The organism is Mycoplasmopsis bovigenitalium (assembly GCF_900660525.1).
In the GTDB taxonomy this organism is placed as follows: domain Bacteria; phylum Bacillota_I; class Bacilli_A; order Mycoplasmatales; family Metamycoplasmataceae; genus Mycoplasmopsis; species Mycoplasmopsis bovigenitalium.
This window is the reverse complement of sequence record NZ_LR214970.1, coordinates 639,541-666,482: the sequence shown is the minus strand read 5'-3', so window position 1 is coordinate 666,482 and position 26,942 is coordinate 639,541. Positions and strand designations below refer to the sequence as shown.

The following is a 26,942-nucleotide window of genomic DNA, read 5'->3' as shown; positions in this document are numbered from 1 at the left end:
ATGAATACTAATAAATCAACATCAAAGAAAACTGAATCATCTTCAGTTAAAAAGTTGAATCAAAAAATTAAAGATTACAAAATGGGCTCATATGTTTATAGCAATCAAAACCCCAATGAAGAAGGCATCAAAAAAAGAAATTTATTAACTTATTTGACACGAACATTCTTTATGTTTGTTTCGGCATTGTTATTTAGTTTTGGTGTTATTGTTTTCTTGCAAAGGTCTGAAACTATACCATCTGGACTTTCAGGAGTCCCAATGTTGATAACTTTAGTTTTTAAACAAACTGAACCATATTTTGCCTTGATGTATCTTGGTATAAATATTCCTTTATTTTGTGCTTTTGCCACTAAAATAAAGAAAACATTTATTTTGCACACTCTTGAATTTATGATTTTTCAAATAATAATTAATTTTGCATTGAGTTTTGAGTTTAATGGATCCAACTCATCAGCGGCAGATTGACTAATCAAAGTATTTAATGTTGCTCCGGGTTGGTCAAGGGATATAATGATTAGTGAACAAACTTATGAAAATCCAACTACCTGACCAATTTTGGTTAATGGGGCAATTGGCTCAATATTTGTTGGTGCATCAATCTCGCTAGCTTGAAAATTTGGCGGCTCAACAGGGGGGACTGATATTGTTGCTTACTATTTTTCAACTAAAAAACAAAAAAGTGTAGGTTCAATATTGAGTGCAATTGCACTAATGACTTCAATTACCTTTTTACTTATATTTGCATTTGCAAAACCACATAATAATGCAGTAGCAGTACAAATAGTAGAAGGCAGCAAGGTTTATACTCCAACCAAATTTAAAGTTATTGTTGGTATGAGAGAAGTTACATCATTTTTATACATAGCAGTCGTCAACTTGTTGGTTGGTTTACTGTATCCAAAATACAAAAAAGTTGAAATTCAAATATCTTGCTCTTCAAATTCTGAAATTGTATTAAATTACTTTAAGGATATTCAATATTGACATGCGTTTTCAATTGAAAAATCAATAAGTGGCTTCAGTAATGAAGAGGTAATCAAAATCAAAACAACAATGCTTTATTTAGAAGCTCGTAACATAATAAAAGATATACGAAATATTTGCCCAAGTGTTTGAATTAGTGTTAAACCTGTCCACCAAATTATTGGTAAATTCAATACTCAATATGTTGACGAATCTTAAAACAAAAAAAGTGCCTGCGCACTTTTTATTGTTCTCTTAATACTTCTGAAACATCTTTTTGCTCATCTTTAACAAGTTTTTTAGCTTCAGCTAGTTCAAGGCTAAACATTGTGGTTACACCACGATTTTGCATTGTCGCCCCAAAAAGAGCATCAACTCTTGACATTGTACCGTGACGGTGAGTTATAACTAAAAATTGTGTTTTTGCTTTTAATTCTTGTAGATATTCAGCATATCTAACAACATTGGCTTCATCAAGTGCAGCCTCAACTTCATCAAGAATACACAATGGAAGCGGACGAGCTTTTAGTATACCGAATAGTAATGAAATAGCAATAAGTGATTTTTCACCGCCTGAGAATAATTTAATGTTAGCAATGTTTTTCCCTGGTGGCTGAGCTTTAATTTCAATACCTGATTCAAGAATATCATTTGGGTCAGTTCAATATAATTCAGCTTTTCCGCCACCCATCATTGTTGCAAAAACTTCATTAAATGAAGGATTTACATCATTTACAATGTTAACAAGTCTATTAATAATAACTTTATCAATATCAGCAATAGCTTTTACCAAAATTTGTTTTGCTTCACTTGATTCATTGAAATTATGGCTTAATTCATTAAATCTAGTTTCCTCTTCAACAAGTTTTTCAAGTGATTCAATGTTTACTGAACCAAGTTTACTAATTTCTTCTCTTAGTTCTCTAACAATTTCTTCAGCTGTTTCGCGAGGTAATTCAAGTTTGTATGAATCAGCAGCTGCATCAAATGTTAGTTTGTATTGGCTCGCTAAACGTTCTCTTGAAGTTTCAACTTTCATTTGTGAGCGTTCTTTTTCAGTGATTTTGTCAGCAAATGAGCGAATTAAATTGTTAAGGGTTGATGAGTAATCATCTTTTGTTAATTGTAATTGGTCAATCTCTGACATTAATTTTTTATAGCTTTGTCTTTTGGCAAATAATGTAGCTTCAATTGTGTCTTTCTTTGTATTTAAAGAAGCAAAATCATTTCTGCTTTTTTCGTCTTTTTCAATTTGATTTTGGTCTAATTCTTCGATTTTTGCATTTAGTGAAGCTAATTTAACTTCTAATTGGTCTAGGTCAGATCTTTTTGCAGCACGAGAACTGTCTAACGCAGAAATTTTGGCTTTTAAATTTGTATCAAATTCATATGCTTGACTTCTTTTATTTTTTGCCTCGTTTATTTTTGTTAATAATAATTGAATTTGAGCATTTAGACCTGGAATTATTTTTTTGAATTCTTTGATTTTTTCATCAAATCCAAGCAAGCTTTCTGATTTATCTTTAGCACCCCCGACAATAATACCACCAGCTCTAATTGTATCCCCATCAAGGGTAACGATCATATAACGGCGCTCCAAAATGTTTGAAATTTTATTCGCATTGTCAATGTCGCTTGCAACGATAACATTACCTAGTAAAAATCTTTTAAGAACATCAAATTCAGGCTCGGTGTTTACTAAATCTGATGCAACAGCAACAAAACCAACATGGCCTTGAATACCTAATAAATGGTCATCTCTTACTGATTTAGGTTGTATTGAGGTTAGTGGAATAAATGTAGCTCTACCACCATCGTTTGATTTTAAAAAGTTAACTGCTTTAACGGCTGTTTCTGATTTATCGACAACAAGATGTTGAGTAGCTGATGATAGAACTGCATCAATAGCACGAATGTATTCAGGTTCAACTTTGATTAAGTCAGAAACAGTACCTTTTAAAGGTTTTCCAAAGTATGCTTTATTTTCAATAATGGTTTTTGTACCTTTATAAAGCATTGTGTTATTTTCTTTTTGTTGTTTTAAAATGTCTAAACGCGATTTAACTTTAATTAAGTCGGTTTCTTTTGCTGACTTAGCTGTGTTAAGTTTTAAAATTTCGTTCTCAGTTTCTTTTAAACCTTGTGCATTTTCATGAATTCTAATTTTTAACACTTCAATTTGGTTATCTATGTTTTTAATTTCGCTTGTATAAGTTGTTGCAAGTTTTTTGAATGCCTTGATTCTTTCTTCTTTGTTAACTTCGATTTCACCTTGCTCAATAAGTTTTTCGCGTGCTGTTTCTTGACTTAGAGCAATTTCGATGCTTTTTAATCTTGATTCAACTTCTTTTAATTCATTGTTTAATGACTCAATATCATTTTCCAATTCAATTTTAAATGAATGGTTTTGGCCAATTTTTGAATCTGTTTGTTTGATTCTTTCTTCTAAATCACTTTTGCTTTCAGCAACACCTTCAAGTTCAATATTTAATTTTTCATATATGTCGCCGAATCTCTGAATATTATCAACAAGAAGACCAACTTCAACATCTCTCAATTCTTCTGATTTTTCAATGTAAATTTTTGCTTTTTCAGCTTGTTTTCTAAGTGGAATAAGTGTTCTTTCAATCTCTTTGATTTTTGCTTCAATAATATCTAAATTAGATTGAGTTTTTTCTAGTTTTGAAATTGCTTCTTTTTTCTTAAACTTGTATTTTGAAACTCCGGCAGCTTCCTCAAAGATGCTCTTTCTTTGCTCAGGTGTTGATTGTGCTATATCTGAAACTGTACCTTGCGAAATAATTGCTAAACTTGATTTACCAATTCCAGATTCCATAGCTATCTCAAGAATATCTTTTTGACGACACTCTTCACCATTTAAATAATATTTATTAGTTCCGCTACCTCTTTCCAAAACACGAGATATAGTGAATGTTTCGTGTGGGATTGAATTTTTACCGTCTTTATTGTCAAATGTTAAAGTGACTTCGGCTCTATCCATTGGTTTTGCGGTTTGCGAACCTTGGAATATAACATCGTCCATTTTATCACCACGTAGCTCTTTGGCACTTCTTTCTCCAAGAACTCAACGAATGGCATCATTAATATTAGATTTACCAGAACCATTTGGTCCAACTATACCAGCAACACCACCGTCAAAAGTCAGTGAAATTGGATCAGCAAATGACTTAAATCCGTGTGCTTGAACTCTAATTAATTTCATGTTCATCCTTTCTATTTGCTGCTAGTTTTGCAAGAGCATCTTTTGCAGCGTTTTCTTCAGCTTCTTGTTTATTTTTGCCTTTTCCCATTCCATAGACATTGCCAGAATGTGTGGCTTTTGATATAAAAGAAGAATTTTGTTGAATTGTTTCATAAATTACAGACATTTTTGAGAATGCTTGCATATATTCTTGAAACGAAGTTTTGGGATCTTTCAATGAGTTGAGATCGATTTTTGTTTTAAAAAGTGTTTCACTTAAAAAAGTTTTAACTTTTTGCAATCCTTGATCTAAGTACAATGCACCAATAAATGATTCAAAAATATCAGCATTTACTTTTTTTGAATTGATTACTTGCGACGCTGTTTGGCCATCGCCAGTTTTTAGATATTTACTTAAGTTTAATTGCTTTGAAATAGCATACAAATTTTCAGTTGATACTAATTTTGCCCGCATCAGTGTTAATTGACCCGCATCAATATTTTTATTATTCAAAAAAAGATGATTTGAGGTTAAAAATTGCAAAACAGAGTCACCTAAAAATTCTAATCTTTGATAATCGGGTATAAAACTTTTTACTTTGCTAGATTTTACAAAACTAGGGTGAGTAAAAGCGGCATCATAATCAGATATTTTTTTAGGCCTTATTGAGTATTTATTCAAAAATTCAATAAATTGTTCAAAGTATTTTTTATTCATTTTTCTTGTTAAGGGCCAATTTAAATTTGTTTAAAACATCATTTTCAAGACCCAGTTTAATTTGATTTAGTGCGCCGATATAGGCTTTTTGGTCGCTTCCGCCGTGCGATTTAATTGCCACGCCGTCAACACCAATTACTCAAGCAGCACCAACATTCCGATAATCAAGGGTTTCCGCTACATCTTTAAATGCATTTTTGGCTAAAAGATAACCAATTTTTCTAACAATTGATTTAGAAATTTTGTTTTTTAATAATTCCTTAAAACTTAAAATTGCTCCCTCTAGACTTTTAAGCACTAAATTTCCGCCATAACCATCTATAACCCCGACGTCGCAAATTGAATTTAAGGCTTCTCTTGGTTCAACAAAACCAATGTAATTTAAGTCTTTGGTTGATTTAAGAATTTGGTGAGCGGATCTTATTGTTTCAATACCTTTATTGTCTTCAGTTCCAATGTTTATTAAACTAACTCTTGGATTTTCTATTTTCAGCATGATTTTAGCAAAAACATTGGCAATAATTGCTCATTCAACAAGGTATTCTGATTTGGTTTCGATGTTTGCGCCAACATCTAAAAGTAGTCATTTATTACCAAAAATGGTTGGCATAATTGGCATAAAAGCAGCTCTTGAAGTGTTAGGCAAGCGTTTTAATTTAAAAGTATTTGCTGCTAAATATAGTCCGCTATTGCCAGAACTCAAAACAGCTTGAGCTTTTTTGTTTTTTACCAAATCAATTGCAATATTCATTGAAGTGGGTTCGTGTAAAGAGCCTCGAATATTTTCAGGATTTAGTGATATTAGATTATTATTAATTATTTCAATATTTTCTGGTTTTTTAACAAATCCAGCAACTTTTGTTTCTAAGATTTCCTTTTCAGGGCCAACTAAAATAATCTTAAAATTTGGATTTTGTTTTGCAAATGAATAAGAGGCAGAAACTGCGGCAAATATGCCGTTATCATTGCCATTTATGTCAAATGCTATTGTGAATTTTTTATCCATTTTATTCAAAACTTATTAAGAAGTGATAGTTTGGTTGGGCCCCATTGACAATTTCAACAGCTACATCGTAACGACTTTCAATAAATGCTTGCAATTCATTTGCATCTTCTTCAGAAATGTCGTTTCCATAGTAAATTGTTACTAGTTCATGGTCGTTAGTAATTGTTTTTTTAACAATTTCTTTAGCTGTTTCAATGTAATTTGGTGTACATGTTGTAATTTTTCCGTTAATTATGCCAATAAATTCGCCTTCATTAATTTTTACATTATCAATTTTGGTGTTTCTTACAGCAGTAGTAACTTCACCGGTTGTAACATTTTTAATTGCATCATTAAGCAGGTCTAGGTTTTCTTCTGCGCTTGATTCCCCGTTGAAGAATATCATTGCTGAAATACCTTGCATTTGCGTTCTTGTTTGAATAATATAAACATTTTTATCATTTATTATCTTAGCTGCTTGTTCTGCTGCTAGAAAAATATTTGAGTTGTTTGGTAGAACAAAAACATTACTTGAGTTTACTGAACTAATGGCATCAACAATATCTTGTGCTGAAGGATTTTGTGTTTGTCCACTTTCAATAATTGCATCGCAACCTAATTCTTTCATTTTAGCAATGATTCCAGATCCTAGGTTGCAAGAAATAATTGCACATTCTTTTTCAATTTCGTTATTTTCATTAATAACAACATTTTTATTTCTTGATTCCTCAGCTTGCAAGCTCATATTTTCAGATTTAATCTTGATAAATTCACCGAATCTTTGACCAAAGTTCAATAAATTACCTGGTTTTAGTGTGTGTCCATGAACTTTAACAATTTCATTGTCTTGAACAACAACTAAACTTGTTGCTTGTTTGTTTAATGCTTTTTCAAATAAATCTTTTTTGAAATCATTTACTTTTGCTAATTCGATTATAAATTCGGTACAATAGCCAAATTCACCATCATAAACTTCGCTTGTTTGAATAAATGTGTCTGCAGCTGTTTCTTCTTTAATTTCAACTGGTTCACCCTTTACATAAGAGTTCATTCCTAAAATTATTGAGTAAAGACCTTCTCCACCTGAGTCAGTAACTCCAACTTCGCGTAAAATTTTTAATTTATTTGGAGTGTTATCGCAAGCTTTGCGAGCGAATTTTTCAGCAAGTTCAAAAAATACTTCAAATGTTGTTGAATTATCGACTATTTTTTCAAGTTGCTCAGTAGTTTCTCTAATAACTGTTAGCATTGTTCCTTCAACTGGTTTAAGAACAGAACCATATGCTTTTTCAGTTGCTTTTTTAAATCCATCTAATAAACCTTTGATGTCAACAGACTTTTTGCCTTCAAATGATATTGCAAATCCTTTAAAAATTTGGCTTAAAATAACCCCAGAGTTACCGCGAGCACCAAAAAGCATACTTTTACTAAATTTATTTGCAACTTCAGTTAAATTATCATTATTTCTATCTATTCCTTGAATTGCTGCTTTTACAGTTGAAGACATATTTGTACCTGTATCACCATCAGGGACAGGGAAAACATTTAATGCATCAATTCGATTTTTATTATTCATTAAGTTATTGGCGCCAGAAAGACATAAATCATAAAATATCTTCCCATCTATTTGTTTAATCATTATTCAAACCTCCGACTAAAATATTAAGCTTGCCAAGCTTTTGTTTTTGTTTTCTTAAAGCAAACCTAACGATTGTTGTTATTGAGTTAACAATGTTTTTAAGATTACTATTTTTTAAAATTGTTATTGAAGCTGTAAAATCCCACGAGTGAGATGATTCATTTTTGCAAACTATGATGCAATCACCACAGTCGCTGTTTTCACAATTATAAGGGCACTGAATACTATAAATTCCGGGCGTGGTCTCTAAAATATCCATGAATATTTTTACCGCTTGTTGTTTTTCCACAATACCTCCTAATAAATAAATATTATAAGTTAGATATTGAAATTATAAATTAAAAATTAGAATAAAATATTAATAATTATGGCAGAGCAAATTTCAAAAGCAATTGTGCTTAAAATCATTGATTCATCAACAAATGAAAATGATTCATTTGTAGACTTTTTTGGTAAAAAAGGCAAATTTAGGCTGCTTGCAAAAGGAATTAATAAAGCCGCTTCAAAAAATAAAGCCAATTTATTAGTTGGCACAGTTGCTGAAATTGAATATTTTGCTGCGCGTAAATATGGTAGTGTGGGCAGACTTAAAAAAGCAACTACAATTCAAAATATTGATTATTCAAGCTCGGCAAATTTAAATTTTGTTATTCATGCAGTTAAAATTTTAGACTCGATTTTGGGTAAAAGTTTTGATATGTTTGATAAATATTGCCAAACCCTTAAATATTTAGGCGAAGGCATAAATAAAAGGCTTTTATTATTTGTGCTGGCTAATAGTTTGTTTAGTTTCGGTATAGGACCAATAATAAATAAATGTGTTGAGTGCAAAAATACTCAAAATCTAGCTGATTTTGAGTTTTACAAGGGTGGTTTTTTGTGCAATCTTCACAGCGCTAAAACAAGATGAAATAAGGAATTAAAGTCAATTTATTATATGTTTTATGACCTTGAAAAATTTATAAAAATGGTTAATGGCGAGATAGTTGATAAATTGATTGCAGAAGTCCTTGACCATTTGCGATCAAATGGAATTTATATATTTTAGTTATTTAAAAGTTTTATTTTACATTCATTTTTCAATTGAATTGGTAAATTTTAAAACAATTAGTTGCGTTTTAAAATTCTATTAATATTAAACTTAAAATTAATAAATAGTATAATAAACACACATAAAAGAAACATAAGGAGGTAATATTGAAAATAGGTAGCACACAAGTAGCAATTGATGCTATTAAAAAACATAAAAATATAGTAATTTTTCATCATACACGTCCTGATGGGGATTGCCTAGGTTCTCAACATGGATTAGCACAAATGATTAAAGATAATTTTCCTGAAAAAAATGTTTATACAGTTGGGGATAGTTTAGACAGTTTTGAATTTATGGACTATCATTTTGATCCAATTGAATCAATTGATTTTACCGATTCTTTAGGAATTATGGTTGATGGGTCAAGTTCAGATAGAATTGTTCATGGTGATTTATTATTGAGTGATAAATTCAGTGCAAAATTAAGAATTGATCACCATCCAAACGGAAGTGATATTGAATATGATTACTTGTTTGTTGATGCAGATTATGTTGCTGCAGCTGAACAGGTGGCACATATTGCTTTCGATGCAAAATGAAAACTTTCGTCAAAAGCAGCTATGCATACATTTTTAGGAATAATTACTGACAGTGGCAGATTTTTATACCCTAACACATCACCTAGAACTCACAAATTAGTTGCATTTTTAGAAGAAGAGGGCAAATTTGATCCAAGTGTAATTCATAGAGAACTTGGAAAAAGAACTCTAAAAGACATTAAATATGTTGGCCACATTCTTTCGAATTTTAAAAAAGAGGGTAGAGTTCTTTATTTTATTGCTACAAAAGAAGTGCAAGAAGAGTTTGGTTTTAGCGAATTAACTGCAGCAATGTTTGTAAACGAACTTGCTAATATTGAAAACAATTCTTGTTGAGTGTTTTTTATTGAGCAAGAAGACGGAAAAATTCGTTGTAGACTACGTTCGAATGGCCCACTTGTTAACGAAGTTGCAAATCTATACAATGGTGGTGGCCATGCCAATGCATCGGGTTGTGAATTGCAATCAAAAGAACAAATTCCATCAATTTTGGAACAATTAAACAAAGCAATTGAAAAATGAGAGGAAAAATAATATGAAAATGCAAGACACCGGAACTTGAAAAGACGCTGCAAACAAACTTGAACAATACGACTCAATAGTTATTTTTCATCATATTCGCCCGGATGGGGATTGCTTGGGTAGTCAATTTGGTTTAAGAGAGTTGCTTAGATTGAATTATCCAAACAAAAAAGTTTATGCAATCGGGGACAATAATGGCTTATTTTCACATTTCTTAGATTTAGATTTCGACCCAATTCCAAGTGATGAAATACTAAAAAAATCATTAGGAGTTGTTGTTGATGCTAATCAAAAAGAAAGAATTTTTAATAGAGAAGTACTGGATAAAAACTTATTTGCAGAAACGCTAAGAATCGACCATCATCCAAATGAGGATGATCTTGACAAATGTACTGTTTGACTTGAAGAAAATAGAACCGCTGCGGCTGAAATGGTAACCGAGTTAGCTTACCAAATGAATTGAAAAATCAATGAAAAAGCTGCAAACTTTATGTTTTTGGGCATGGTAACAGACTCAGGAAGATTCCAATATTCAGATACATCTTCAAGAACTCATGAGTTAGCGGCATTTCTATACAAAAACAATTTAAATCCTGAAAAAATTTATTTAGGACTGGCCCAAACAAGTCTTGAAGATCTAAAAGTTCAGTCAACTTTAATGAGTTCATTAAAAACAAAAGGCAAAGTCGCATACATTCAAGTTGATTACAAAACTACAGTTGGATTAGGTAAAAAACCTGGCGATATGGCACGCCCTAATTTAATCGGGAATATTAAAGGATATCCATTCTGAGTATCATTTAATGAAGAAGAGGACGGGCGTATTCGTGTTGAATATCGTTCAAATGGTCCAATTGTACGTAATGTTGCAATAAAATGAGGCGGTGGCGGTCATGACCGCGCATCTGGGTCGATGCTTAGCACATTTGATGATGTTGAAAAAGTTATTGATGATTGCAATGTAGAAGTTGAACGCTGAGAAGCGGAGAATGCTAAATAAGGAGTAATAATGGCTAAATTTAATCGTATTTTTATGATCGTTACAGATGGTTTAGGTATAGGACCTGACCGCGATCAAACTTCATTTGGAGATAAAGGAGCAAACACAATTTTATCTGCTTCAAAAAGCTCTATGTTTTTCCTAGATAATTGAAAAAAACTTGGTATTGGTAATATAACTACTCTTGATGGTAATTACCATGTATCAAAACCAATGGCTTATATGGCTAGAGTGCAAGAAGTTTCAAATGCTAAAGATACACTTGCAGGCCACTGAGAAATGATGGGGATAAAAACACTAGTTCCATTCCCAACATTTACCGAAAATGGCTTTCCACAAGACTTACTAGATGAACTTTCAAAAGCTTTTGATGGCCGTAAAATTGTATGTAACAAAAGTGGTTCTGGCACTGATATAATTGACGAATACGCCCAAGAGCAAAAAGAAACTGGTGCAATTATTGTTTATACATCAATGGACTCAGTGTTGCAAATTGCTGCTCATGAAGAGTGAATAGGTTTAGAAAATCTATATCGTTATGGTAAAGCAGCAAGACAAATTTGTTCATCAAAACCAGAATGAAATGTTGGTAGAATTATTGTTAGACCATTTATCACTGATGAAAATGGCAAATACAAAAGAACATTCAATAGACATGACTATGCAAACCAACCTCGTGAAATGATTTTAAATGAACTTCAAAAAGCTGGTGTTGAAGTTGTAGCAGTTGGTAAAATTAATGATATTTTTGTTGGTCAAGGTGTTTCAAGAGCAATTCATTCAGATGGTGATGCCCATGCAATGGATATAACAATTGAAGAAGCTAAAAAAGAAGGTTCAAACAAATTTATTTTCACAAACTTAGTTCAATTTGACTCGCACTATGGACATAGACGTGATGTTGATGGTTATGCTTCAAATATTGCTTTATTGGACAGCAAAATTGGAGTATTAATCAATGCAATGAAAGAAGATGACTTATTAATTATGACTTCTGACCACGGTAATGACCCATTATATCCAGGATTTAACCACACAAGAGAATTATTGCCTTTAACAGTCTTCTCTAAATCATTTAAAAATCCAAAAGTTCTTAAAGATGTAGAAGGTTTAGGGACTTCTGGAAACATTGTTGCAAGAAACTGAGGTGTTGCAACAGTGGCAGAAACTGGTGATGACATTTTTGATCAACTAGTTTAAAAGATAAGCAACATTGTTGCTTTTTTTGTCTTCGTTGTAAAATTATTTGCATTAGGAGACATCATGAACAAAAAAATTTATTTAGCTGGCGGATGCTTTTGAGGGGTTGAGGCTTATTTTTCAAGACTTAAAGGCGTTGTAAATGCAATAAGTGGTTATGCAAATGGTATTGATACAAATGCAACATATAAAAATTTAAAAAATACAATGCATGCCGAAACTGTTGAGGTTGAATATAACCCAAGTGTTATTAGTTTAAAAGAATTGGTGATTCACTTATTTCGTTTAATCGAACCTGATTCTTACAATAAACAAGGTAATGATATTGGTCCTCAATATCGAACTGGAGTTTATTTTAGTGAAGAATCAGAATTTGACCAAATCAATTCAATTTTCAATATATTAAGAAAAAAATATAGAAATTTTTATGTTGAACTTGAGCCACTTCGTCACTTTATTCATGCCGAAGAATATCATCAAGACTACTTGGATAAAAACCCTAATGGTTATTGCCATGTTAATTTAAATGTTGATCTTAATTTGAGTGATGAAGAACGCGCGATTATTGAAAAATCAACTGAAAATGATTAATTAAAATCAGTTCGAAAATAAAACGATGCAAGTTTTCTATGCATCGTTTTTTCTTAGATTCGTTTTAATAAAATTGGCTTTATATTTTTCGAATGCTTCTAAAGAACCGTATTTGTGCTTATTATATTTGTCAAAAATTGGTATTGGTAAAAAGACTAAAAAGTGAAAAATTAATAAAACCGCGACAAGCATCGAGCGACTTATTGCTAGTGAGATGAAAAAGTTTTGTGCTTGCTCATAAGATACATTTTTTTCAATCGCGTATTGCTTAACATCAAAAACAAAAATTAAAGCAAAGTCCAATATAGGAACTAAAATTTGTGCTAGCATCGCTAAACTCACAAAAATTATTGTACAGTACGCGAAAAACTTGAATGATTTTTTTGGGTTGGAAATAGGAACTTTTTTAGTTTTTCTATTTCTTAGCGCTCCGATGATTGCCAAAGCAATAAAAACAAATGTGAAGACAGTTATTCAGTTAGCAATTAAATCAGTGAATGAATAAACACTAGCCATATCTGTTCCGTATTTTAGGTAAAGGTCGTTGGTTGGCAGATATAATTTTGCTCCAATTATTGTAAAAATTATGTTAGCACTCAAGCCAATAATTAGTGAGTATATAACACCGATAACTGGACGATTTGGATTTAATTTTTTTATTGTTAATCTTCAAAATGGCAATTCACCTTCCGCTAATAAAGATTCAATGTATCTTGGCATTCACATTGAAAAACCATTGATTACGCCAATTACACCAATTGCAATTGCAATGTTTATTAAACCAAAAATAATTCTTCCAGCCTTATTACCCATAATATTTTCAATAAATTGGCGCATTTGTGAGAAAGAGCCACCATTTATCGACATTGATATAGCTATCATCAAATAAATAACTGTTATTATTATTAGCCCTAATGACAAAGCTAAACTAGTTTTTTTTGGATTTTTCATTTCGCTTTGCATTCCAGCCGCAATATAAAATCCATCATAAGCAAAAAATATTGCACCAATTGATAAGAAAATCCCAATGAATCCGCCAAAACCGCCATAATGAATTATGCTTGAACCAGTTCTTATATTGTAATTTTTTTCAAATTCAAGAATTTTTACAGAATCCGTTCCACCTTTACCAGTTATTGCTAAAACAATTCCAATTATGATAATGAATACTAAGGGTAAAAATTTAATACATAGAACAATAATATTGTGAATATTGCCAATTTTCGAAATTAAGGTAGGTATTGTTAAAAAATACAAGCCAATAAATGTTGTAATTGCCAACCAAATTAATCAATCATTATTTGTTCCAAATGTTAGAGCTTCTTTGTTAGCTAAAGCACCAAGACCATCTTGCAAAACCATTATTGTGTATACTGGCATATAAAAAAAGGTAAGTGGCAATGTTAAATAAACCATAAAGTTTTTAGAAGCTTGATGAACTCAACGCGAGTTAAAAATTCTATTTCAACCAATTAATGATAAATTATCATTTTTAACTCCAGCTACTTCAATTATTGCCATTGCCATTGAAATTACAGAAAAAGACGCAATTATTCAGCAAATAATTGCCAAAACTAAATTACCTCTTGAATTATTTAAAACTTCTTCGGATTTAAAAAATATACCAGCCCCAATCGAGCTCCCCATAACAATAAGCATTGCAGAGAAAAACCCCATTTTCTTATGTTTTGGTGCATTTTTGAAATTAGATTGGCTATTTTGCTCTGTCATAATACCCCTTTATTATTAGAAAGAATTATAGCATATTTATATTTTTAAATAGATGCTCATTATTTTACCAATTTCAATGTTTTTTAATTCATTTAGGTAAAAATAATAAAAAATTAATATTCTTATTATAGAGTATAATATAAATATTGTTATAGGAGGATTATGTTCAATAAAATTAAAGGCACAAGAGACTTAAATCCAATTGAAATGAATGTTCACGAATTCATTCGAGATGTATTTTGCAAAATAGTTAAAAGTTATAATTTCAGTTTAATAGATACACCAATTATTGAACACTCGCAGCTTTATAAACGTTCTGTTGCTGGTAGCGATATTGTTAAAAAAGAAATGTATGAATTTGTTGATAAAGGAAACCGCGAAATTGCACTAAGACCAGAAGGAACTGCCGGTTTTGTGCGAGCATTGGTTGAAAATAAATGATATTCAACACTAAAAACTCCTAAATTTGCTTATTTTGGTCAAATGTTTAGATATGAACAACCGCAAAAAGGTCGTCAAAGACAATTTTATCAAGCGGGTGTTGAATCAGTTGGCACTTCAAATCCTTTTAGTGATGCTGAATTAATAGCAATGGGTTCAACCATTTTAGATATTTTAGGCATTAAATATCAACTAAGAATTAATTTTATTGGTAGTGAAACAACAAGAGAAAAATACCAAAATGAACTTAAAAAATACCTAGAAAACTTTAAAGATCAATTAAGTGCTGATTCACAAAATAGATTAGATAATAATGTTTTGCGAATTCTTGATGATAAAGTAGATTCACAAAAAGATTTTGTTAAAAAAGCACCTAAGATTAATAAATTTTTAAGCAAAGAAGAATTAGACGAATTCAATTCATTATTGAATATATTGGACAATTGTTATATAAACTATATAGTTGATTACTCACTTGTTAGAGGTCTTGATTATTATGATGGCACAGTGTTTGAATTTGTGTCTACATCAAGTAAAAGTGGTTCTCAATCAACATTGATTGGCGGTGGAAGATATTCAAAACTTATTAGTGAACTAGGCGGACCTCAATTAGCATCAAGTGGCTGAGGTTTTGGGGTTGATAGAACTTTAGAACTTATGCTTGATGAGGAACTTGATGTTTCGAATGATGATGTTGAAGTTGTTGATATATTGGTTGCTTCAACAAGTGATGAACAAAGTATTCCATTATTTGCGATGTCAAATGAACTTAGAGCTTATGGTGTAAAAATCGAGTTTTTAAAGGATGTTACAAAAAGTAAAAAAATCTTCGATAAAGCTAAACGGCTAAATGCAAAATTTGTTATTTTTAATGATAATGTGAATGGAAATGATTTAGTACTTGCTAAATGTCTTGAAAATAACGAAAAAATATACTTTTCACACACTGAAGAAGGATTTATTGATTTAATGCACTTTTTAGATGCGAATGAATTACAAGCAATTGAAGATATAGATTTAAACTTTGAATAAATATGCTTAGCCATGGCATATTTTTTATTCAAAACAAAATTTTTGTATATAATTAAATAGTTATGTTTAAAAATTATTGTCAACGCGCAATGAAATCTTACAACATCATTAATAAGATGATGGTTATTTCATAATAACGTGCCACTATTTTTAAATATATAAAAGGTGGCGACAAAGCCTACCAATTTTGTAATAATGATAAAGTAGGTTTTGCAAAAAATCTACTTTTTTTACATAACTAACAATAACAATATTATTTTAAGGAGAGATGATGAAAAGAAAATTATTAATACTAGCTCCCATACTTGCAACTTCAACAGTTGCGCTAGCTGCATCGTGTACTAATAAAAACGATCAAACTGATAAAGAACTTGCAGAATTAAAATTAAGAATTTCGCGTTTAAACTCAGAATATGCAACAGAAAAATCAGAACTTCAAAAACAACTTGAAACATTAAAAGCAAAACTAAGTGTAGAAATTTCTGATAAAGATCAAAAAGACTCAACAATAGCTGATTTACAAAGACAATTAGAAGAATTGCAAAAGCAAGTAGAAACTGCTGAGGGTAAAAAAGTTAAAAAGAATAATTTATCTGCTAGAACACTATATGGTGAATTAGTTAAATTTTTAGCAGAAGATTTCCCAAAAACAATGCAAGATCAGAATCCTGAAGCATTCAATTCAAACAAAGATTTATTTAACCAAATATCTGAAAGTGTTAAATTATCAGCTGAAGAGTTCAAAACTACACCCGAAGACTTTAAACATCTTTTTGCATGACAAAGTGCTATATTCTATAACTTAAATAGAGCACAATTAGTTGCTAAATTCATTGATGATCCTTCGAACCCCGTAACTGTTTTAACTCCAAAAAGTCAATTGATGGATGAATTATTCAATTGAAGAATTAAAGATCTAGATAGAATTATTCAAGAGTTGTCTTATGATTCATATAAAAATGATAAAAAAGATGAATTAATTGCACAAGTTAAAGATGCTAAGGAGAAATACCAAAAAGCAAAAGATGAATCGTCACTTTTTGCGCACCAAATTGCTAAATGATTTGAACTTGAAAGAGAAAGTAGTGATGAAACTAAAGGACCAATTTGAGATATAGTAAACCTTGCTTCTCCTCAATACAGATCGTTGCTTCCTAAATTCAATCTTCCAACATTTAAAATCTCTCTATTTCCTGTTTATAGTCAAATCGTAGATGAGGAATTTAAAGCTGAAGTTAAAAAAGAATTGTTAGAAATGAATACTTCATACAATAAATGGCTTAAAAATGAGGGTGTTGGATATATTTATTCTATCCGTTTCAATGATTTATATCAAAGGGCAAAAGTTGTAACCGACACTATTAGAACAATTGCAAAAGACCCTGAAAATATAAATTACTATAATGAATTCGAAACATGGAATGATCTTAAAAAATTTGTCGATGAAGCAAAATTAACCTTGTTTGAAACATTTAGTGTTGATTACAAAAATGAGAAGGATAAAATTGATAAAATTGTTGATTTTGAGATTGATCGTAGTAAAGTTGGGTCATTTGCTTCTGAATTTTACAAAAATTACTCAAACAAAAACAATGATGAAACAAACGGCATATATGATTATTTATGAAAAGATTTTTATATTAAATACAATAAATTAATCGAGAATATTAATAAAATGCCTAAATCAACATTTACTAATTCTTATGCAAGATATACTCAGTATTTAATACTTAAAAAACAATTTAAACTGTCAATTAATTTAATTAATTTATATGCTAATCTTGGCGAAAATATAGATGATTCATCATTAAAAGAATTATTGAAATGAGATAATAGCGAAAAATTTGATAAGCTAATTGAAAACGAGAAAGAAACAAATGCCAAAGCTAAAAAGTTTATTAGTGATATTACTGATGGTTTAATTTTCAATCCACTTGATGAAAATGCAAATAAAGAAAAAGTTAAAACTTTATTTACTAAGGTTTTAGTATTTAAGACAAAATTAGAAAAAGAATTGAGTCCGGAAGGTGATTGAATTCAATATTTTGCAGAAAATGATGAAATAAAAAATCAATTGCTGACTAAATTTCATGAATTCTTCAAATTAGTTAATGACATAAATAATAAAGAAACTATCGACAGTTCTGAAGTTAAAAAAATAAATGAATCAGCCAAAAAATTATGAAATGAAATGGTTGGTACCGCTTCTAATACCGATAATGAAACACAATCAATATTTGGTAAATTTAATAAAACCCTGATTAAAGAAGGATATTCTGTTCAAGCAGATGATAGTGATTACAAGGGATTTATAAGTATATTTGAAGAAATACGTGACACTTTAAATAATATACTTTCTAAATTGAGTGAAAATCATAATGCGACAATAGAAAAATTACTTAAAAATATAGATACCGTCACAGAATATGGTAAACCATGATTTTGATTATCTCTTCCAGATGGAGTGCGTTCTAAATTCCAAGAAGAACTGAAACAATCATTAGATAAGGTATCTGAAATCATCAAAAACAACCCTCATGATAATGAATCATTGAAGATTGAGATCAATAATGTCTTGGACAAAATTGGATCTGCAAGTGATGGTGCCCCACAAAAAGGTTTGCTGACTATCATATTTGATGATTTAAACAGTTGAGAGTCTAATATTCAAAATATTGAAAATAGAAAAAAAAGAGCAATAAAAACTGCTAAATACATACCAGGTCAAGAGGTTTTTGTTTTACTAAGATACTGAAAAAATAATAACTTTGCCAAAACAACGTCAAATTTACCTGATAAAAATACTCACCCGGATAAAGTTTTATCATCATTCTTAAATAAATTATTTAATGATTTTTCAAATAATTCTAAATACAAATTAATAACTTCAATAAAAGGGAATGAAGACTATTTTGATACTGAATATTTCAATAAAGACCCTCGCACGCCATTGATCGTGTATAATGAATTCAAAGATCTTGAGACAAAATACGCAGAAGATCTACTTAAATTTATAAATTCTGATTCTCAAGATAAATTGTCTGCTAAAAAATCTTTAGTTGAGTCAAGAGAAAAATACTATAACTATATAAATTCATTTAAGGAGAAAAAAATATTTCCTGATACTTGAGTTAGATTTAGTGGTGATAAATATAACAATTCGGATGAGCAAGATGAACGTTTTGTTTCATCAACCCTTCTAGGTTTTGTAGCTGATGCTTATGCTCTATCTGACATGATAGATAATTTTGCAAACAAAAAATTCTACGAAGAATAATACATGTTTGTCAAACATTGATAGTGCATTTGCACTATTTTTGTTCAATATGTGTATATTAATATTAAATTTAAGTATTTAGAGTAAAATATACATATTAATTTATATATTTAATATAAAGAGGTTTATATGGCAAATAAAAATCAACCTAAAACGAAATTAAATTGAAGAACATTAGTTTGGCCAAAATATTTAATATCATTTGGAATTATTGCAGGAGCAGTGGCTGCGACACTTGGAATTTTTAAATATAATTCAAAAAATCCTAAGTTAGCAAAAAATGAAAGTGCCAAAAATCTAAAAAACGAATTTTTAGATCCAAATGCTATACCAGTATTAACTTTTGTTGATGCAAGTAAAGAAAAAAATATCGCTACATTTAATCCAAATGATGGGGTATTGGGTTCAGTAACATACAAAGGTAAAAATCTAGATTACAATTCGTTTTTGAATGAATATTACCAAGAACATCATTCACTACCATTTTTAAACATTAGATACGGAATGTTTGATTTTTATAATGAATATCTTGAAGCAGTTACTGCTAAAGACTTTTTTGTCTTCACTGATTGATTTATGAAAAATGTTTCTTGAGGCCCAGAAATTATTACACTTAAAGAATTCTCAATTGTAAAAGGGGTTGAATTAAGAGGAAACAACCTTACTCTTGGTTCACACTCAAATATCGATAAAGAGCAAACTACAATTAAATTCTTCCCTGATGCATTCTTTGGTTCAATTCCAATGCACTCAACATTAAGCGGACAAGGTAATGCACCTGATTCACTTCTATATAAAATCAATAAAAAGCTTTTAACAATTGACGAGTTAAAAGGATTTTTATCTAAAACCGTTTTATTTAATTCACAAGCAAACATCACAAGTGACACTCTATTAAATCATTCATTTAGAACCCTTTTAGATAATCGATCATTAATCAATAAAAAAATATTTGCCGTAAAATCAAAAACAAAACAAAATTTTGCTAACTATGCATTTAGCGAAGTTGAAAAAAGCAGACTAAATATTAATTCAGATTATCAAACTTTAATTTTTGCTAAAGATATTGAAGAAGCAAAAACAAAATTTGCCAAACATCACTCTTTTTACTCAAACAAAGACAAATATAAATCACTAACTAATATTGATGATTATATTTTTGAAGAAAAAACAATAATTGATTCTAGTTTTATAAACAACACACACAATGGTCAAAAAGAAAAATATTTAAATCTTACATTTAATGACGCAACTAATTTCGTTCTTTTTGATGCTATTGATAATGTTGAATACCAAAACTCTAAAGGCAACTTCGAACTACACAACAATGTTCAAAGTCTTGATTTTGCCCTTGAACAAGCAAAAATTGAATTCAACAATTTATTTACCGATATAGAATCACTTTATGAAAAATGAATATCAAAAAATATTCTATTTTCAAAAGATTCATTTGCTAAATTCAATAATTTTGCTCAAATTACTGAAAAGATTGACGAACTATCTAAACAAATAATTGAATTCAATAAAATAATTTCAAACACAAACAAACAGCACAATGAAATAATTACAAAACTTGAAGAAGATCAAGAAAAATCAAAACAAAAAGTTACTGAATTAAAAACACAACTTGCAGAAGTACAACAAAAAATTCAACAAAAACAAAACGAACTAAATGAAACAAACAAAGATTCTATTTCTTTTGAACTATTTAAATTAGAAAAAGAAAAAAACGATATTGAGTTGCAACTTTTTGAATACGAAAATGCTGTTAAAACCGCTCAAAGATTAATTGATGAAAATAAAGCAAAACTTATTAGTGAAGAACAAATCAAAGACGCTAGAGCAAAACTTGCACAAGCAGTTAATGAAAAATCAAAACTAGAAAAATCAATAAACAAAGACCAAATAACTTCTTTATTACACTCAGTGGGCATCAACAAAGAATTTATTGATGATGTAATTAAGTTGCATTTATTACATAATTTATTCAACAAAAGCGAATACAAAAACTTTAAAACAGATTTTGATTCTTTAGACTCAAAAGCCAAATATATAAGAGAAGTTAGAAACTTTGTTGATATTCAAAGATCTTACTACAGTTTATATAACCGTCATTTATCTGGAGAAACATTTGCTAAATTAAATCTACAAAAAAGCGAGTTTAATTTATATGGCTTTGATGTTGCATATTTACCAACACAACTTATTGCACTTGATGAATTAGCTAGTCTGTCGCTTAAAACTCAAATCAATTGAAGAGAATATGCAAATCTAGATGGATTTATTCGCTCAAATGTTGACGATAAAGTAAAACCAAACAAATTTTTTGCTTATATCAATCAAATGAGCTCAAGCACAGCTCAAAAAGCAGAATTAGAGGCAGAATCTAAAAAAGTTGAAGAAAAATTCAACAATTTAAATTCCTCATTTGTTAATGATGCAAATATTAAGTCATTGCACGATAGAATAGGCAATAAACTATCAAATTCAAACATTCAGAAATTACGTTTAGAATATCAAGTATTATTAAAAGAGTTAGATAAGGTTGTTGAAAAACACAAAATAAATGCCAATGTATTAGTCAAAAGTGGTACTTTAAAAGCTTTTGCAAGCGCTCAGACAGAGGATAAAAAATACATTTATAGAGAACAAATTCTTAGTCTAATTAAAAACAATGATCATCTAAAATCTAATGAAGCATCATTTACAAAAGTGATGGATAATATTGAAAAAATATTCGAAATTTCCCAAAAAGAATTCAATGAATTTAAGTATAGAGTTGCCAAAATCATTGAAAATATGTTGAAAATATCACAAGCAATTTCAAATGAGTACAATGATTCACTAAACTCTGAGATCGCAGAATATTTAAAACAAAAAGACCAATTATTCAATAAAAAAATGTCTGAATTAATTAATAATATTCAATCTTCAGATATTACAGACACAAAATACACAAGCGACTTACAAGCGATATTTGAACTTTCATCTCGTCGGGTTGTTGAATTCAAACAATCAAATCTTTTAAATAAAGATCAATTAAGTGAATTAGCATCTAAGTTTGCTGACTCAATAAAATTTGTTAAAGATTTGATTGAAAAATACCCAATTGAATTTATGTCAGAGTACGCAACAAGTTACTTTAATGTCATTAAAAACCCGATTTATAGAGAAGTTGATACTAATGGTAAAACTGATAACCAAGACCTTAAATTTATTGGTACATTATTCAATCCATTGTTAATTTACATTGAAAAAATCAATAAATTTAATGAAGATTACTCTAATTCATATAAACAAAAAGCAGAGCAAATTAAAGCACAAATTGATTCTGCGAGTGATCAATCTACAAAAGATTTATTGCAAAAAGAATACGATTTTGCAATAAATAATTCTAAATATTATGCTGAAATTGCTAAAACTAACAATGAATTTAATCAAGATTTAGACAATATTAGAAAAATTACAGAGCTTAAAGATGCATTTAATAGAGATGATGTTCCTGTATTAAAATATCGTCCAAGTATTTTAAGCGAAGATTTGCAAAAAAAACATGCTTCAAATATTGCTACATATAATGCTGCACTAGACCACTATTTTGAAAATTCTAAACGTTTTGAAACCGGATTAAATTCATTGAAAAATGAAGTAATTAAGCAAACAAATATTGTAAATAATAGTTCAGATAAATTCATTTCAATTGACAATGAATTTAATTCATCATTTGAAAATGCAATAAAACATGCACAAAATATCGCGAAATATCAAGCAATTAAATCAATGGCATTTGCCAATATCAATGCAAAACCAATTGATTTAGCAAACACATCATTAATTACAGCAAAAAGCAAAATTGAACTTATTGACAAACTGACTTCACTTGGAATTATCAATAAGGAAACAAGCACAAACCTTGCTGAGTTTTCAAAAAACAATATTTTCGAGGTTTATTTAACTTCTTTAGAGAAACATGGTACAAACTTATCATTTGTTTTAAGTCAAAATTCAAATGATAGCCAGAATGAAATTGATAAACTATTGACAAGAAAGCTTGCAAAATTCACTATTGATGCTAAATTAGACATAAAACAACACCCACATACATTGCGTCAATTTAAAGATATGCTTTCAGCTGCAGGTTATACAACTGTTATTCAGCCATCAAATATCAAAGAAGAAGGAACAAGAATTGTCACAAATGAAAAAGGTGAACAAAAGACAATTTCTACATACAGTTTATTCACCGAAGCATACGATGGATTTACCGATGAATTACTTGCTTCTGTTCCTTATGCTGGCGAATGATTAGAAGGTGAACACATTGTTAAAAAAATTAATGATAACGGGGAAATTGAATTTTCAATTGAAAACGGAAAATATCTGGGGTTTAGACCTGATTCGCGGATTGGTTTATGATCATTAATCGCAATGAATAATCAAAATTACAAAGGCTTGTCAATCGACTTTTTAAAATTCGTTGCCGCCCATGAATATGGACACCATATGACACTTAATTCAGCTCAAGATTTAGGTGATAAAGCTCAAAAACCACTATTTGGTTCTGCACTTGTTCCGGGCACAACTCCAAATGTTAATAACTATTATTCAAGAGAAGTTATTGGATTATATTTAAAAGCCAGAACACACTTAGAATTAAACTCTTCTCCGTTATTAAACCAACCTAATGTTGTTTCAGAAAACAACGAGGGCGAATATTTATTATTCAATCAACCTAAAAAAGTTGATGGAAAAGTAGTTATAAACGAAAATACCGTTGAAAATTCTACTGATGTTTGAGGTCACAAAGTTGGTGAAGAAGACTTAAAAGCAGCAATGGAAAATGCAAAACGTAGATTCTTACAAACATATGAAGGTCTACAAAAAGCAACCGAAGCAAGACGAAAAGAAAATGGCATTGATTCAGAACAAGACAAAAAATGACTTGAAATTTTTGACTTGTGGCTAATGAACACTCTTGACCAAAACTCGGGTACTCTAAACCCAACTAAGTATTCAGATGAAAAACACCCTGTAAAATACATGGTTAAAGATGAACAAGGTAATTGATCATTTAAAAAAGCTTCATTAATAATGCTTAAAAATGTTATTAAAGATGGACAAGGCAACTTTATTCAGTTTGAAGAAAATAGTGAAAATATTACACCTAAAATTGTTGAAGGCGTTAAAGATGAATCGGGTAAATACACAAAAATTACCAAAGTTCTTGTTTACAACAAAGATGGCTCACCAATTATTAATGTTCCTTTAAATGTTGATTTTACTGATAAAAACAGTGGTTTTTACCAAATTGATTCAGAAGGTAATAATGTTAATGTTGAGTTCATAAATGAACGAATTAGACAAGCTGCTAACACAATTAGTGCTTTAATTGTTAAGGACTACAGTATAAATGGCTGAGATTTTGCTACAACAGATACTTCAACTAACTCAAAGACATATGTTTCGTATCCTACATATGCAGAATTATTTAATAATGCAGACAAAAATTACAATCAAACAATGCTTAAACCATATCTTGACTATATCAAATCAAGAAATGTTGTAACAGCAGAGTTAAATCAAGGAACTGAATTTGCAAAATACTATGATAATGCAGGAAAAGTTGTTTATGATGCGACAAGCGATGATGAAAAACTAAAAGACCCTAAATATCAAACAATTAAACAAGAAAACTACTACTTAAATCCATTTAAAAACAAAGGCAAAGACAAAACAGACTTTAGAGATTTTATAACTCAATTATACCTTGCAGAAGGTGGTAACTATCCAGCTGCAACGGCCGGTGCAAAACAATCATTATGATTGTCAGCAACTGAACAATACTTGCCTAACATAATGCACAAAGAAGCATTTAGAAATTCATTCTTATACCATTCATTCTCAGAAAGCACTTTAAAACAATTGCACCAGTTGCCAATTCAAAATTGATACAATCCATATACCAAACAAATTGTTGGTCACAAACTTGACTCACACACATACTTGATGGTTAATGCAAATGGTGATGTAATTAGTCCAAACCCTCGTTCAGCAGATTATCCTGCTTTTTGAGAAATGACTGGTATAAAAATCAATAATAATTTGCTTGTAAAAACTGTTGAAGATTCCCTATTTAATAGTTTTTATATAACAAGAGATCAAAAAAGATTGTTTGGCTCAGAAATAATTTTTAAAACATATGATGAGTTTGTTAAGTTTGCAAGTGTTGATACAACAAAAGCGCAACTTGACCCAGTTAAGCGTGTAGTTAATTGAGATCTAGATTATGTTGAATCAAAATTTGATATTGACAGATTTGCAAGAAATCTTGAAAGTACTCTTCTAAATTCAATTTTTAGTGCAAAAGAAAAAGAAAGATTAAGTGCACTTGTTAAATCAAAAGACAAACAACAATTAGCAAACGAAATTATGCTAAGATTCACTAAATCTAAACTTGCATTCTTTGTAAAAGATTTATCACTAGGTGAAATTAAAGATAAAATTGCCCAAAACCCTTCAAATGTGTATAGATACGGTTGAATATTTGATAAAGAATTAGGTTATGGGCTATACAAATCAGATGATGTTGTTGCCCAAGCAGATGAATCAAAATTAGATCGCAAAAATTGAGAAATAAGTGTTAAAGAACTTTTTGATACTTATGACAAATTTGCACAAGAAAATAGTGTAAAACTAAATCAATTTACTTTATACGACCATTTAATTCTTGACAATAAAACTCAAATGTATTCAACTCAAGTTCATTACAGTTTCCAACAAGACAAATGAGGCTTGGTTGACTTATTACTTGCTTTTGTTAAGGCATTCACTAAAAAAACTCGTCCAACAAGCGATGTTGAACAATACTTTAAAACAAAAACTGAGCGTAAATTCAATGAATTCTTCTCAGATTATACTTACTCATTTGCCGAAGTTATCAACCGTGATAACTTGCAAATAACTTATTCACCAGCCAATACTGAATTTGCTAACTTACCATCATTTATAACAAATGTAAATGAAGCAAACACGGGTCTTGAATATGTTATTGATGGCAAAGCAACTGAAAAATGAAGCTCAGCGCAAATTAATTTTGGCGGTGATTCAAGATTTTCAGTACGTCAAAGTGTAATGAATTCACAAAATAGATTGAATAATGAAACAAAATTGCGGGCACAAAAATTAGGAACTGAATTTAAGCCTGAATCATTTATTACTCGTGATGCTTTCTCAGATGATCAAAACAAAAATTCAAACTACTTTGGCAAATTCAAGTCAATCAATAATGGTTGATTTAAAGACCGTTGATATAGAGATATGCTAAACTTTAGACTTTACGATGACAACGGAAATCCAATTGAAGACGACACAATTCGTATTCAAGATTTAGAAGGAAATAAAGTAACAAATCGACCTCAAGCATACTGACAATATTACATTCAATCACAAGGTGTCGGTAAACGTAATTTATCTAATATTTGAAGAAATGCTCAAAAAGATGCGGTTGCTTTATTTGGTTACTTAAATAATGAAGATGCTCAAAAAGTTAACTATTTAGTGTTCGAAGATCTTGAAACTAAAGAAATTAAAACGCTAAAAATTAACAAAAATTACACATCGAATATGTTCTATTACAAAACACAACATATTCACAATGAAGAAAAACCAGAATCACGACACTACTTAAAAGATGAAAAATACAGTTACAGTGATTCAAATGGTGAACACAAGGGAACAGGATTTACTGCTTGAGTTTCTGATTATGCAATTATGTCAAACTATGCAGACAAATTATTGACCCCAAATCACGAATACAAAATTTACTTTGCAGCAGATGAAAAAGGAACAAAAACACTTAATGTAGATCTAGGTTCATTTGAAAGTGTTTCAGAAAATGGAAAAACATTCTCACAAGCACCAACAGCAGTATACATTAAGGAAATTAACGGCGAAAAAGTACCAGTTATGAGAGTTGGTGTTCAATTTAACGGGTCAAAACAATAGGA

At 30.0% G+C, this 26,942-nt stretch carries 15 protein-coding genes; 9 read left to right on the top strand and 6 right to left on the bottom strand.

What is annotated here, in order from left to right:
• A complete protein-coding gene (locus EXC34_RS02870) occupies positions 1 to 1,185 on the top strand; it encodes a YitT family protein (RefSeq protein WP_129687828.1) in 1,185 nt (394 codons plus the stop codon).
• Between the two features lie 25 nt (positions 1,186 to 1,210).
• Here the strand turns inward: EXC34_RS02870 and EXC34_RS02865 are convergent, their stop codons facing one another.
• From EXC34_RS02865 to EXC34_RS02845, 5 genes are read right to left on the bottom strand one after another with little or no spacing between them, the layout of a single operon-like run.
• Positions 1,211 to 4,189, bottom strand: a complete 2,979-nt coding sequence (locus EXC34_RS02865; RefSeq protein ID WP_129687827.1) for an AAA family ATPase — start codon at positions 4,187 to 4,189, stop codon at positions 1,211 to 1,213.
• Positions 4,176 to 4,886, bottom strand: a complete 711-nt coding sequence (gene rnc, locus EXC34_RS02860; RefSeq protein ID WP_004421518.1) for a ribonuclease III — start codon at positions 4,884 to 4,886, stop codon at positions 4,176 to 4,178. Before rnc ends, EXC34_RS02865 begins: the two co-directional genes overlap by 14 nt.
• Positions 4,879 to 5,892, bottom strand: coding sequence for a phosphate acyltransferase PlsX (plsX, locus tag EXC34_RS02855; protein WP_129687826.1), 1,014 nt, complete (start codon positions 5,890 to 5,892; stop codon positions 4,879 to 4,881). The genes rnc and plsX overlap by 8 nt, the downstream gene beginning before the upstream one ends.
• Before the next feature lies 1 nt (position 5,893).
• Positions 5,894 to 7,510, bottom strand: a complete 1,617-nt coding sequence (locus EXC34_RS02850) for a DAK2 domain-containing protein (RefSeq protein ID WP_129687825.1) — start codon at positions 7,508 to 7,510, stop codon at positions 5,894 to 5,896.
• Positions 7,503 to 7,799, bottom strand: coding sequence for a hypothetical protein (locus tag EXC34_RS02845; protein WP_129687824.1), 297 nt, complete (start codon positions 7,797 to 7,799; stop codon positions 7,503 to 7,505). The genes EXC34_RS02850 and EXC34_RS02845 overlap by 8 nt, the downstream gene beginning before the upstream one ends.
• A 78-nt stretch (positions 7,800 to 7,877) precedes the next feature.
• Here EXC34_RS02845 and recO point away from each other — a divergent pair, with 78 nt between their 5' ends.
• From recO to msrA, 5 genes are all read left to right on the top strand, one after another.
• Positions 7,878 to 8,558 carry a DNA repair protein RecO gene (gene recO / locus EXC34_RS02840; RefSeq protein ID WP_129687823.1) on the top strand — a complete coding sequence of 227 codons (681 nt, stop codon included), beginning with the start codon at positions 7,878 to 7,880 and terminating at the stop codon, positions 8,556 to 8,558.
• 149 nt (positions 8,559 to 8,707) lie between these two features.
• On the top strand, positions 8,708 to 9,676 hold the full coding sequence (locus EXC34_RS02835; RefSeq protein WP_129687822.1) for a DHH family phosphoesterase: 969 nt from the start codon (positions 8,708 to 8,710) through the stop codon (positions 9,674 to 9,676).
• 1 nt (position 9,677) lies between these two features.
• Positions 9,678 to 10,664: a DHH family phosphoesterase gene (locus tag EXC34_RS02830; protein ID WP_129687821.1), complete on the top strand. Its 987-nt coding sequence runs from the start codon at positions 9,678 to 9,680 to the stop codon at positions 10,662 to 10,664.
• 9 nt (positions 10,665 to 10,673) lie between these two features.
• The gene (locus EXC34_RS02825) at positions 10,674 to 11,864 is read left to right on the top strand and encodes a phosphopentomutase (protein ID WP_129687820.1); all 1,191 of its coding nucleotides are present in this window, start codon (positions 10,674 to 10,676) and stop codon (positions 11,862 to 11,864) included.
• A gap of 63 nt (positions 11,865 to 11,927) precedes the next feature.
• Positions 11,928 to 12,455 carry a peptide-methionine (S)-S-oxide reductase MsrA gene (msrA, locus tag EXC34_RS02820; protein ID WP_129687819.1) on the top strand — a complete coding sequence of 176 codons (528 nt, stop codon included), beginning with the start codon at positions 11,928 to 11,930 and terminating at the stop codon, positions 12,453 to 12,455.
• A gap of 36 nt (positions 12,456 to 12,491) precedes the next feature.
• Here msrA and EXC34_RS02815 read toward each other — a convergent pair whose 3' ends face one another.
• Positions 12,492 to 14,186 carry an APC family permease gene (locus EXC34_RS02815; RefSeq protein WP_129687818.1) on the bottom strand — a complete coding sequence of 565 codons (1,695 nt, stop codon included), beginning with the start codon at positions 14,184 to 14,186 and terminating at the stop codon, positions 12,492 to 12,494.
• 162 nt (positions 14,187 to 14,348) lie between these two features.
• Between EXC34_RS02815 and hisS the strand changes: the two genes are divergently transcribed.
• The 3 genes from hisS to EXC34_RS02800 all read left to right on the top strand — a co-directional run bounded on the left by hisS (position 14,349) and on the right by EXC34_RS02800 (position 26,940).
• The gene (gene hisS / locus EXC34_RS02810; protein ID WP_129687817.1) at positions 14,349 to 15,659 is read left to right on the top strand and encodes a histidine--tRNA ligase; all 1,311 of its coding nucleotides are present in this window, start codon (positions 14,349 to 14,351) and stop codon (positions 15,657 to 15,659) included.
• A gap of 271 nt (positions 15,660 to 15,930) precedes the next feature.
• The gene (locus EXC34_RS02805) at positions 15,931 to 18,936 is read left to right on the top strand and encodes a hypothetical protein (protein WP_129687816.1); all 3,006 of its coding nucleotides are present in this window, start codon (positions 15,931 to 15,933) and stop codon (positions 18,934 to 18,936) included.
• Positions 18,937 to 19,065: 129 nt separating this feature from the next.
• Positions 19,066 to 26,940: a PDxFFG protein gene (locus EXC34_RS02800; RefSeq protein ID WP_129687815.1), complete on the top strand. Its 7,875-nt coding sequence runs from the start codon at positions 19,066 to 19,068 to the stop codon at positions 26,938 to 26,940.
• The last annotated feature ends 2 nt before the right edge of the window (positions 26,941 to 26,942 follow it).